The sequence below is a fragment of the Sporosarcina gallistercoris genome, assembly GCF_014836415.1.
Classification (GTDB): domain Bacteria; phylum Bacillota; class Bacilli; order Bacillales_A; family Planococcaceae; genus Sporosarcina; species Sporosarcina gallistercoris.
The window spans coordinates 95816-107323 of sequence record NZ_JACSQY010000006.1 but is presented as its reverse complement, the minus strand read 5'-3'; the positions used below and the strand labels follow the sequence as shown (position 1 = coordinate 107323).

Genomic DNA, 11508 nt, shown 5'->3' with positions numbered 1-11508 from the left:
GTCCCCTTTTCATTCAGCAAAGAAACGGCCTGTTTTTAAAAATTGTGCGGTCATCACGGCCGTTTCTCGTTGGTGGTGAATCTCTTTATGTCCATATGGTAGCGTTGTAAAGTCTGTGAGTTCTTCGTAAGGAACAGACGAGACTTCTACGCGTCCGTCATTTTGTCCGTCAATCAAATGCCCTAACCATAAATTACTTTTTGTCCCTGCAATTGCCCCTATTTCAATCCCTGCGACATTAGTAAGGTTGAGCTGCTGAATGTAGGTTGCATGTAGAGACCGGACAGTACGGAACAAAGAGCAGTAGCCTTTTATGGACCCAGCAAGTTCCGCAAGTCGGCTTCCTTGGTTTGGTGTTGCAATTTGAACACACCGATCGATCCGCATGGACAGATCAAAATCACTAAGCACTTTTCGAATGAGCAATCCTCCTGTACTATGCCCGACGAGGTGGATTTTTCCAGAATGGTTCTTTTCTAATTCCTTCAACCTTTTTGAAACTGTGAGGACTGAATAATCGAACTCATGGCGGGTTAACGGGAGCGTGATGGAGTGACAGCGAAAATCTAGCATCTCCAGGTGATCAGCTAGTGCCTCCATGTCTTTTGCCGTCTTATTGAATCCATGTAACAATAAAACATTCTCCATTCTGTCCTCCCTTATCAACTGACTTCTAGCTTAAGCCGAATTTTTCACCAGTTTGTTCTATATTCAATAAAAATCCTTTCTCTGAACTTGATCGTTTACAAACAGACAGACGCCAAGATTTTCTGGATGTCATAAATACTTGTATCCTTTTTGAACTGTTTATTAATCAGAGGTTCCGTAGCACTCGATATCCATATTTTCAGTTCCGCATCCATATCGAATGTCCCTGCCGTTTCGATGCTGAAATGAGAGATACTTTTATAGGGAACGGAATGATACTCTGTCTTTTTCCCGGTCATCCCTTGTTTATCAACCAAAATCAATCGCTTTTCTGTAAAAACCATCATGTCCCTGAATAATTTGAATGCTGCTTCCACTGTCTCATCAGCAATTAAAATAGGTGCTAACTCTTTTTCGACAGTCGCCGTATCCACCGTTGATGCATTGCCTAGAAATGAATCTAAAAATCCCATTCTGATTCCTCCTTTGTGCTGATTAACTTATTATTTCATTTTTCACTTACTTGTATTGTACCATGGCAATTTAAAGCGGCACTGAAACTTCTTAAATATTTTCAGCTTACTTTTACCAACCGTTTTTTTGTCTAAACATGCTATAATTTAGTCATCCATAGAGGGAGGTGAAAATCATGAGTGAGGTATTGCTACAGCAAATACTTTCTGAACTTAAAGATGTGAAATCTGGTCAACGCAAGATGGAGGAATGCTTTGATAAAATGCAAACGCCAATGGATGGCATGAAAGGGCAGATGGATGGCATGAAAGGGCAGATGGATGAGATGCAAGGACAGTTGAATCGCATTGAAAACAAACAAGATGCCATTTTCGAGCAAACTGGGCAGTTAGCTGAATTTCGTCAGGAGACCCTTACAAAATTTGATGATGTCGTCAAAAAAGAGGACATGCAGTATTTAGAGTTCAAAGTGATGGAACACGACCGAGATTTATTCAATTTGAAAAAGCGGGCATAGCTGACTCCCCTATTACAGCTTCCATGAGCCCGCCACTTCCTCTTATACTTTTCAACGATGTATGATTTCCCATCTTTCCACGCATCTTACCTATTAGGAGGTGAGCCTGCATGGGAAACAAAAACAATCCAAAAACGATGAACGAACGGACGAATAATCCGTTTGATACGTATCAAAACAAAGACCTAGATGCGAGCAGCAGGAATAGTAACAATCCACTGGATAACGCAGATACGGAATTTGCTCCTGAATTTGATGCGAAAGTGAAAAACAAGAACAATAAAACCAATCACGACAAGAATCAGCAATCGAATAAGAAAAAGTAACTGCAAACGCCGTAAATCTTGTCATGAGATCTGCGGTGTTTTGCTCATTTCACTTGAATGATCACACCGTCGTAAGAGTCGGGGAATTCATTTTTTCCACGCGTGTTCATAATGGGTGATGTAATCATCGACCGTGATTTTTCTACATAATTCCGCTATCAATTCATAAGGAATCGTTTCCATCTTTTTGAATCGGATACAGCTTTTCGCCATATCCAGTTTCGTTTTCACATATTTAGGATATTCCTCAACGAACCAATCGCGCACTTCAGGAAAAGCGTAGATTCCCATATGATAAACACCGATGAAATTTTTTTGTGAGCCCATACTTAAAAAGGGAAGAGGTTCCTTCGGATTGCAATGATAGCCATCCGGATAGATACTGTGAGGAATTACATAACCAATCATTCCATACGAAAGTGTTTCTTCAAAGCCCGGCGGCAAATTCTCTTTAATAACCAGGCGCAGTTTTTCGATTGCGTGCTGTCGGTCTGCAGGCAATTGACCCACGTACTCTTCGATTGTCTCAGCTTCTATTTTCATATCGATCCTCATTTCGTTTTGTAGTAAGAGTACCTTATTAACTAATAAGAAAGCATCTGCCATCAAGTGACAGATGCTTTCCTTTATGTATGCAGTCCCCGAACCCACCCTCGCAAGAGCTGTAAATTAGTGCATGGTAGTTACAATGACAATCTATTTGTACAGGTGTCACGATACTGGGTATGAATGGTAGACGGTTATCACCCGCAAAGCAGACCCCACTGCTTATCGTTAATCCAACTTTCCCTGTTGGCGGGTTTGCACTCACCTTTACAACACCAAGCTACCGACTGTTAGCCGTTAATCCAGCAAATCGATGTTCCAATTCATCCCTTGTATTTTCGTATCCATCTCCCGGTATGCTTTTGATAAGTGATCCACTTGTTTTTGAATCGCTTTCACATTTACCGTACTGACGATACGGATTTCCGATTGGCTGTAACGACCGACTTGCTGGGATGCTTCATCCACCACTTTCGAAAGTAGTGAACGCTGGTCAACTAACTGATCGCGTTCCGTTAACGCATCTGCAAGGGTTCGCTCGTCATCAAATCGAATCTCACAATTGGTCCGATTAATTTTTTTGATCAGCGATGTGAGTTCTTGACGGATCTCAGCAAGTTCCGAAAGCATCTCATTCGGATCTTCCGAGGGCTCGTCGCCTTCCTGTATTTTCAAGTTCATATGAATTCTCTTCTTTAACTGTTCAATCCGTTTTTGGTAATCTGCACGAGCTATCAGAGCTTCTGCTAATTTCATTGTCTGCACCTCCTTTAGCTCACCTGTATAGTGATAGTATTCTGCATTCAAACGCATACTCCTCTTTTTTGGAAACCAACTTAAACGGTTTTAGTACTTCACCTGCTTCGTCCGACAAACCTGACAATCATTCCCGCAACAATCAGGCTATAGACCAAGTGGCTCGATGTCCAGTAGAACCAAGCCATCCAATCATCTTCTGCAGGTGGCCTTTCTGTAAGAAGAGTCAGGAAGTACAAAATACCGCTGCCTACTGTATACACTGCGAGATAAGGCCACATTCTGTATTGCCACCCGAAAAATTGCAATATGTAAAACAGCCCGATGACACTGGCAATACAAAAAACAAAGTGAAAGGCGATACCGAACCAGGCAACATCCTGGAAGACATGGATGATTGGGAAATAGTCCACATTATACAGCAGTACATACGCCTCATTTCCTGTCAGCGTATAGATCACCTGCATCAGAGCAGCTAAAACTGCGCCACTTACAATACCGATACCTACCAGTTGTAAAAACCGCTTCATCCAATTCCTCCCTTCCTTCGCTAGATTGTCCTCTATTCCCTTACTATCTAATCGATTAAACTATAGTCTCTCTAATTCTTTAATGAAGCTCTTATCAACAAATTCAGTTCAGTTCAGCTAAAATACCCGTACCCATCCTCTATCGATGGATACAGGTCAATCCTTTTTACCACCACGGTTCTTTAACCGGGTCATTCAGCTGCAATTCTACATAATAAGGGATAACAAGAAGGGCGAAAACGGATAAAAATGCGAGGTAGGCAACCACTCCAAGTATGCTGAGTTCAAATACATTTCCAACAACAATCATAAACGGAATAGGAAGCTGGAATAAGCTCGTCTTCTTCCTGGATTTCCTGCTTTGGTAATTACCTGCGCCACAATTCGGACAAGGGGTTTCTTCGTTTTTGAATGACTTTTTGAGAGCTAACTTACGATTCCAAGTTGTTCCGCAATGTGCACAACAAGGAAATTCTCTTCCTTGTTTCCTTACGTTGCGTTTCACCAATCCGTATACTAAGACAAAAAGGCACGCCATCACGAGCATTTTCACTGAATCATAAGCTAGTAAATCTAAGACTGAAAAACCCCCTTTCCCTTCAGCTTGTGTCACGCCTGGAGGATCCTGAATGTTGTTACTTAGAATTACTAAGACAATCGTCAACAAGACAAAGGATGAAAGTACCGCCCTATACATCCAGTCAGCCCGATGTGGTTTCTGTTTCCGGCTGCTTTTGACTTCGAGGATAAGTTCTTGTTTTCGTTTATCATCGAAGGCGATTTTGAGCAACTCCATTTTCATCTGCTCTTTAACCGAATCCATGCAAATCCCCCTCCTGCTCCTCTATTTTTTCTTTCAATAGCAAGCGGGCACGCTGTAATCGGGTCCGCACTGTTGCCTCCGGGCAATTTAGGATATCTGCAATTTCTACTGTCGAGTATTCTTCATAGTAATACAAAACCAGAACTTCGCGATATATGAGTTTCAAAGATAATAGTGCAGTTAACACAGTTTGTGAATTTTCGTATTCAATCATGTACCCTTCTGGTGTTTTACTCGTGTGATTCCCTTTTATTTTTTCTTTTAATAGAATGCGCCTATACGCCCAGCTTCTCAAAAAATCGTGACTTCGATTGACTGTCATCTTAACTAGGTACGTTTTCAACGAACTTTCTTCTCTAAATTGATCTGACCGTTGATCGTATCGAATGAGGACATCTTGCACAATATCTTCTGCAGTGCTTTGATTTTTAACGTAGACATAGGCGACACGGAGCAAATAATCCGCATAGTCGTCTATCACTTGTTCGATCATCACGTGCGTTCCCACCTGCCTTCCACTCTATAGACGAAGCCAACTTCATTTCCGATTCATCCTACACACACATAAATAAAAACCTGTAACATCCATCTCAGGATAGTACAGGTTACACGTTTATGAACAAGAAGCAACGGCCATATCGTTATCCCGCTTCTGGATTAGAATATTCTTTTGTGAATCGAGCTTAAACTCGATGCCTCTATCGTCCAGACAATTCAATAGGTAGTCTCTGGATATCTCGCTCATGTTTTCATGATCACGAAAGATGATGAATTCGCTTTCTTCATCCGCACAAGCCCCTAAAGACATCAGCGTCACTAGAGTGACAAAAGGAATAAAAAACAACTCCTTCTTTTTCATATGTTCTGCTCCTTTCACTAGTTTTCACTGACTCTTTTAATAAATGATTGTCCTGCTTATGATACACATTCCAGTATACGAACAAACTAGAGTGATAGCCATCTAATTTTGAGCATTTTTGTCATATTTCGTATGTATGAAGTATTTCTGCAAAGCAGATCAGTAAAACTACATTACCTGCATAGAAAAATCCGGATCCATCAGCTTGGACCCGGATTCTGCTTATGCTAGTTTTTTAGTATTGGCGGACGCATCGTGTCCATTCACGTTTTTTATAAGCCCCCTGATACCTGCTATTATTTCAGTCCTGCGAATTGAATTACACAAGACAGTCCACTATGACCTTCACCTTCTTCACGCACGACTTCTTTCTTTTCGAAGTGCAGATGCTCCCAATCCGAAAACACCTCAAAATCCGCCAGTTCATACAGATAGGAAAGCTCTTTCGGTCCGCCTGTTCCGTAGTCAATTTGTTCTTTTGCATAGACTTCCGTCACAAACAGTCCACCGGGCTTCAAAGCACGACGAATCCCTTCCAGTGTCCGCTTTCGCAATTCAGGACTAAAATGCCCAAACACACAAATGATTGAATCATACTCCTCACTTGGCCACTCCGCTTCTTGCAAATCCTGAACTTTCGTCTTCAGCTGAACACCTTTCTCTTCCGCCAGGGCGTGAGCTTTATCCAGACCGGATTGCGCAAAGTCCCAAATTGTGACGTCACAGCCTTGCTCCGCTAAAAAGACGGCATTCCGTCCTTCCCCTTCAGCCACCGCAAGGACATTCGGTCCAATTGTAAATCGTTTTGCAGCTTCTTGAATGAATTCATTGGCCTCTTTGCCAAATACATATTCCGGTTGATTGAATCGCTGCTGCCATTTATTCATCTAGATACTCCCCTTTTCGTTTTCATCCATCTCATTTTTCCATGTTAAGCCCTTCAATATACAGAAACAACTTAGCGTAATAAGCCTTTACCTTGGTGACTTCAATTCCTGATTCCTTTATTAAAGTGAGTGTCTCCCGATTCAACTGGCACCCATCACAAACCTTTTCCCACAGAGGATTCAAGAGATCCTGAGACTTACTTAGTAGAAACGGCTCCATCCGAACATGTTCAAAAAACAAGAGAACGGCTCCCGGTTTACTCACTCGTTGAATTTCAGCAAGCGCCTTTATTGGATATGGTATTGTACAAAAGACAAGTGTAGCAACGACCGTATCAAACGTATCGTTGTCAAAAGGCAACGCTTCGGCTCCGGTCTCATGTACCTGGATTTGGACTCGTGCATTCCGCAGTCTGTCACCTGCTCGCTTACTCATAGAGGGGTTTGGTTCAATCGCATCTACACGTATCGCGTTCTTGTAATATGGGAAATTGATACCCGTGCCTGAACCGATTTCCAATACCCGTCCTTTTGCCTTCCCGATTAGTTCTGTTCTCACTTGTTTAAATCGGGTCGCTTCCAACGGTTGCATTGCCGCATCGTATACTCTTGAAAACAAGGATCCCATCCAAAATCCCCCTCCTCTCATGTACCATGCTTAGTAGTCATTTTAATGGGATTATTCACTCCCATAGTAACATGAACGACAATACTTGCTTACTATACCTAATGCTTCACCTTACATCTGGCAACTGCAAATTGGAAATGATAGACTAGTTCATAGAGCGATTGGAGGAGAAGACATGACAACACATACAACGATGTCGATTCACCGGGCATTAGCTGAACTCAAAACATTGAATGATCGAATAGAGAAATCGATCCGGGAAGCAGACTTCATCGCAACCGATCGAAAATCCGCCCAGAAAGTCAATGGTCTTTCCATTGAAGATTACGAGAAAACAATTCAAGCGGGTTTCGATAAAGTCGTGTCTCTTATTGAGCGACGGAATGCCATTAAAGATGCAGTGGTCCAGTCTAACGCCGTAACACAAGTAACGGTAGCTGGTGAAACGATGACCGTCGCAAAAGCCATCGAGCGGAAAACTTCTATTCAACTTGAGGAGAGTTTACTTGCTGCAATGGTAACTGCACGCAGAAAGGCCATTAACCGCTTGTCAATGGAAAACGAGACATTGACTCCAAGGCTCGAATCTTATTTGACAGAGATCTTAGGCAAGAAAGAGAATGCAAAAAAAGAAGAGGTCGAACTCCATACGAAATCCTTCATCGAACGGAATGAGTTTGTTCTGATAGATCCGCTCCACCTCAACAAACGGATTGACCAATTGGAAGAAAGCATCTCTAACTTCAAAACTGAAGTAGATGCCGTTCTCTCGGAATCGAATGCAGTGACTCAAATCACCATTTAACTCGTCTGATTGCATGAGTAATCGAAAACGAACTCCACAAGACCCTTCTTTCCCGACTTTTCTTTGGGTCAATAAGCAAAAGCGGACAACCTACTTTAATTACTTTACTCACAAAATAGTAGACGTAACCTAAAAGCTTAACGCTCATCGCTCAAAGCTATAAAACTTACACGTTAAAGTTCTTACCGTTCAAATCTTAAAAGTTAACGATTAAGGCTCTTTCAAATCTTGGACTAACAGTTATGGGATTCTTGTGTGGCCCTTCGTTATCTGCCAAGCTGATTATGCCGTGCAATCCAGAAAAACCGTTGAGAGGCCATGGCCACTCAACGGTTTTCCTTTTTTCCAATCAGCTGAATATGATTGCCGTATTTCTTTGAATAATGCATTCCTTCTATCGAAAGAGTTTCCGGCAGGACATTGGATTTAAAGAGCAGCACTCGCTCATTAAATACCTTTCCATTCTCTTCTTCTAGAATATCAGACCTTAGTGTTGTATGGAGCGGGGTGGACTTCCCTTTTGACTGAATCGATACGCCGTCCAATAATATATCCAGTTCTGTCGCTATCGTTACTTGGATGCTGTCCGAAGTTTTTTCGACCTTGCGAATGAGCAGCTCTTTGCCAAGGATTTTTTCAGATTGCTCTGTATCGCCGTTGAGCGCAATGGTTTCATCCATCTTTCGGTAGCCCACAAATTTATCCACAACTACCTCCAGGGTCTCCATTTCCTGGGGTAAACGGTCATAGTAAATTTCAATGTTTTGCCCGAAAATTGCTGATTTGGAGCTAGATCCGGTCAATTCAACCGGTTTTCCATTCGCAAGCAATTGAATGCCTCCCAAGCCTAAGTCAATCCGATCAAAGTTATCCACACTCACTTTACCTTTAATCGTTGTGCGACTAGGTGTCGCTATAATTGAGTCAAAACGGATTGTCCCTTGGTCAACCTGGACTTTTTTACGAATTGACTGTTTCAGTTCAGTTTGCATTGCTAGCTTAGGATTATAAGGGAATGTAATTTCTTCCTGCTCAGTTCCTTGGTTGTATCTATACTCTAACGTTAGTTCTTTAGCAAACGGACTTACTGCTTCGAATGCTTGAATACCTTTAATTTCTGTTCCATCCTCATTCTTGGAAGATGTACCATAAGTCGCAAACGCTTTTGTCCATGAACCGCGTATCCCATCAAAATAAGATTCTTCCCCGACTCCTTTTGGATTTTTCACTGTGTAATAGAGAATGGATTGGTTTTCATCTGTCAGCAACCCGTCCAAGTAGATTTCAGTTCCATCCGGGAGAATTACCTTTTTCCCAATTGACTGCCCGCTGCCTTCTTCGTTCAATTGAGCTAGCGTTTCCGTCATTAATTCATCATAACCAAGTAACTTTTTGCTATAGTAAGCAAATGCATTGTAGTTATAGCTTACAAAGGATAGGAACATTATGGCTGCGGCGAAAGCTATCCATTTAGGGGCTTTGTTTCTACGGCGCGGAGGGGTTTGTTCTAGTGCTAACCGTAACCGTTCGTTTAATTCTTCAGGAGCATGACGATTCTCTAAACGCTCTCTTTCTTTTTCTAAATACTTTTCCAACTCATTCATTCCATTCACCTCCGAATTGCTCACGCATTTTCTTTAGCCCTTGAAAAATACGGGATTTCACGGTTCCGATTGACACGTTCGTCATGTCGGCAATTGTTTGAAGGTCCAAATCATGTAAATACTTTAACTCAATCGCTTCATGCTGGTTTGCATTTAGCGTACTCAACATGTCATTCAAGTCCATCTGTTGTTCGGTCTGTGTAAAAGAGTTAGTTGCATCAGCAGTAATCATAGGGATTTCTAAACTTTCATCCGTGTTCTCCATAGGAACGATTTTGTTTTTCTGCTGCAACAGCTTTTTACATCGATTCACAAGAATCGTTTTGCTCCAAGTATAAAATGCGTCTTCTTTTTTCAGTTGAGGAATTGAATGATATAGGCTCACAATCATATCTTCCATCGCATCCATCGCGTCATGAGAATTGCCCATATACGTTAATGCCAAACGATAGTAAGCATCTTGCTGCTCGCTAATTAGTTGCAGCAGTGCTTCTTTATTTCCTTTTTTCGCTTTCTTGACCAACCTGACAATCCTCATTTCTTCACCTCTCCCTTATAAGAGTTTCCAGATTGATAAAAAGTTCATTTTTACATCTATGTATTTACATCTTAGATAACCGCTACCCCGTTTACATGCTAACCGCTAATTGTTATAGGTTGTCAGACGTCTAACCCTTGCCAACTTCCATTTTCCGTGTTAAATTGTTGAGAAGGAAAAATTTCATACTAAAAATCAATCTGTATAACCTCGATAATATGGTTCGAGGGTCTCTACCAGGATCCGTTAAGTCCTGACTACAAAAGAAATTTTGTAGTCGGGACTTTTTTATATTTTCAAATTCGATAAAGAATAATAATAGGAGGAGATTAGTTGGACGTTCGTGTATTTTTATTAGCCATTTCAGCCATTACAGTTGGCTTAGTCGAGTTGGTGGTAGGCGGTATTTTGCCCGTAATTGCTGAAGACTTGCAAGTTTCGATTGCATCCGCTGGACAACTCATTACTGTATTCGCATTGGTCTATGCAATTGCAGGACCCGTGCTGCTCTCACTTACAGCTAAAATAGAGCGTAAGAAGCTTTACTTAATCACATTATCGGTCTTTTTCTTAGGAAACGTATTCACATATTTCAGTACAACCTTTGCAATGATGATGGCCGCTAGAATTTTGACCGCGGCAAGTGCAGCGTTAGTCATCGTCCTTTCGTTAACAATCACTGCACGTATTTCAAAACCTCATGTGCGTGCAAAAGCATTAGGATATATCTATATGGGGATCAGTTCTTCACTTGTACTCGGAGTACCAATTGGGATCGTCATTACAAATGCTTTCGGATGGCGCACAGTTTTCCTCGGAATTGCCATCCTGACAATCGGTACCATTGTATTGATCAGTAAGTTTTTCGATGAAATCCCGACCGGCGAGGTACAGCCGCTTCGTGAACAGCTGAAAGCATTGGCAAACAAGAAAATCGTCTTTGCCCACTTAGCAACGATGTTTATGCTCGCTGGACATTATTCTGTGTATGCATATTTCACTCCGTTTCTTGAAACGACGATGAATCTCAGCTCTTCGTGGATCAGTATCTTTTACTTCTTGTTCGGGATTGCTGCTGTTGCAGGAGGCGCTTTCGGTGGAGGGCTTGCGTCACGTATTGGTTCTCAGAAAAGTATTTTGATCATTTTAGGAACGTTTTCACTTAGCTTGTTTGTTCTTCCTTACTCAACATTTTCCATGCCGGTTTTCATCATTGTCATGATGATTTGGGGTGCGCTCAGCTGGGCTCTCGCTCCGGCACAGCAAGACTATATCATTCAAACAGATCCAGTCTCCTCGGATATTCACCAAAGCTTTAACAACTCTGCTCTTCAAGTAGGAATTGCGCTAGGTTCCGGTGTGGGTGGGGTTGCGTTCAGTCATACAGGCAGTGTCACCAGCATGCCTGCTGTCGGTGGATTCATCGTCATTATTGCGTTTGTCTGTGCCGTAATTTCGCTATCCATGGCAGTCCAAGAGAAGAAAACTCACACAAAAAAACCTCAGCAAGTTTCTGAAAGAACTCACTAAGCCGTTAAAAAGAAACCTTCCATCAGCAATTGGAAGG

16 protein-coding genes and 1 riboswitch are annotated in these 11508 nt (G+C 41.9%); of the genes, 4 read left to right on the top strand and 12 right to left on the bottom strand.

The genetic code is table 11. From position 1 onward, the window contains the following. Positions 1-9: 9 nt before the first annotated feature. Both H9659_RS09515 and H9659_RS09510 read right to left on the bottom strand, forming a co-directional pair. Positions 10-648 carry an alpha/beta fold hydrolase gene (locus tag H9659_RS09515; protein ID WP_191689843.1) on the bottom strand — a complete coding sequence of 213 codons (639 nt, stop codon included), beginning with the start codon at positions 646-648 and terminating at the stop codon, positions 10-12. 95 nt (positions 649-743) lie between these two features. Continuing rightward, complete coding sequence (locus H9659_RS09510; RefSeq protein ID WP_191689841.1) at positions 744-1121, bottom strand: PH domain-containing protein; 378 nt, start codon at positions 1119-1121, stop codon at positions 744-746. A 176-nt stretch (positions 1122-1297) separates the two neighbouring features. Between H9659_RS09510 and H9659_RS09505 the strand changes: the two genes are divergently transcribed. Both H9659_RS09505 and H9659_RS09500 read left to right on the top strand, forming a co-directional pair. Next, positions 1298-1639: a hypothetical protein gene (locus tag H9659_RS09505; protein ID WP_191689839.1), complete on the top strand. Its 342-nt coding sequence runs from the start codon at positions 1298-1300 to the stop codon at positions 1637-1639. Between the two features lie 110 nt (positions 1640-1749). After that, on the top strand, positions 1750-1965 hold the full coding sequence (locus H9659_RS09500) for a hypothetical protein (protein ID WP_191689837.1): 216 nt from the start codon (positions 1750-1752) through the stop codon (positions 1963-1965). Between the two features lie 87 nt (positions 1966-2052). On the opposite strand, the gene H9659_RS09495 is transcribed toward H9659_RS09500, so the two are convergent. From H9659_RS09495 to H9659_RS09460, 8 genes are all read right to left on the bottom strand, one after another. Next, positions 2053-2508, bottom strand: a complete 456-nt coding sequence (locus tag H9659_RS09495) for a DUF1801 domain-containing protein (protein ID WP_191689835.1) — start codon at positions 2506-2508, stop codon at positions 2053-2055. Positions 2509-2808: 300 nt separating this feature from the next. After that, entirely contained in the window at positions 2809-3267 is a 459-nt protein-coding gene (locus tag H9659_RS09490; RefSeq protein ID WP_191689833.1) for a DIP1984 family protein, read from the bottom strand. A 98-nt stretch (positions 3268-3365) separates the two neighbouring features. Then, entirely contained in the window at positions 3366-3797 is a 432-nt protein-coding gene (locus tag H9659_RS09485; RefSeq protein WP_191689831.1) for a hypothetical protein, read from the bottom strand. Between the two features lie 166 nt (positions 3798-3963). Further along, positions 3964-4620, bottom strand: coding sequence for a TIGR04104 family putative zinc finger protein (locus H9659_RS09480; protein ID WP_191689829.1), 657 nt, complete (start codon positions 4618-4620; stop codon positions 3964-3966). Next, positions 4607-5113, bottom strand: a complete 507-nt coding sequence (locus H9659_RS09475; RefSeq protein ID WP_191690018.1) for a sigma-70 family RNA polymerase sigma factor — start codon at positions 5111-5113, stop codon at positions 4607-4609. The genes H9659_RS09480 and H9659_RS09475 overlap by 14 nt, the downstream gene beginning before the upstream one ends. A 120-nt stretch (positions 5114-5233) precedes the next feature. Then, positions 5234-5479, bottom strand: coding sequence for a hypothetical protein (locus tag H9659_RS09470; protein WP_191689827.1), 246 nt, complete (start codon positions 5477-5479; stop codon positions 5234-5236). Positions 5480-5775: 296 nt separating this feature from the next. Continuing rightward, the gene (locus H9659_RS09465) at positions 5776-6366 is read right to left on the bottom strand and encodes a class I SAM-dependent methyltransferase (protein ID WP_191689825.1); all 591 of its coding nucleotides are present in this window, start codon (positions 6364-6366) and stop codon (positions 5776-5778) included. A 31-nt stretch (positions 6367-6397) separates the two neighbouring features. Then, positions 6398-6994 carry a class I SAM-dependent methyltransferase gene (locus H9659_RS09460; RefSeq protein WP_191689823.1) on the bottom strand — a complete coding sequence of 199 codons (597 nt, stop codon included), beginning with the start codon at positions 6992-6994 and terminating at the stop codon, positions 6398-6400. 175 nt (positions 6995-7169) lie between these two features. Here H9659_RS09460 and H9659_RS09455 point away from each other — a divergent pair, with 175 nt between their 5' ends. After that, on the top strand, positions 7170-7799 hold the full coding sequence (locus tag H9659_RS09455) for a hypothetical protein (protein ID WP_191689821.1): 630 nt from the start codon (positions 7170-7172) through the stop codon (positions 7797-7799). A gap of 326 nt (positions 7800-8125) precedes the next feature. Here the strand turns inward: H9659_RS09455 and H9659_RS09450 are convergent, their stop codons facing one another. Further along, on the bottom strand, positions 8126-9403 hold the full coding sequence (locus tag H9659_RS09450) for a DUF4179 domain-containing protein (RefSeq protein ID WP_191689820.1): 1278 nt from the start codon (positions 9401-9403) through the stop codon (positions 8126-8128). Then, positions 9396-9941, bottom strand: a complete 546-nt coding sequence (locus H9659_RS09445) for a sigma-70 family RNA polymerase sigma factor (protein WP_191689818.1) — start codon at positions 9939-9941, stop codon at positions 9396-9398. The genes H9659_RS09450 and H9659_RS09445 overlap by 8 nt, the downstream gene beginning before the upstream one ends. A 180-nt stretch (positions 9942-10121) precedes the next feature. Beyond that, positions 10122-10221: riboswitch (purine riboswitch) on the top strand. 53 nt (positions 10222-10274) lie between these two features. On the opposite strand from H9659_RS09445, the gene H9659_RS09440 reads away from it, so the two are divergent. Continuing rightward, complete coding sequence (locus H9659_RS09440) at positions 10275-11471, top strand: MFS transporter (RefSeq protein WP_191689816.1); 1197 nt, start codon at positions 10275-10277, stop codon at positions 11469-11471. Positions 11472-11508 lie beyond the last annotated feature (37 nt).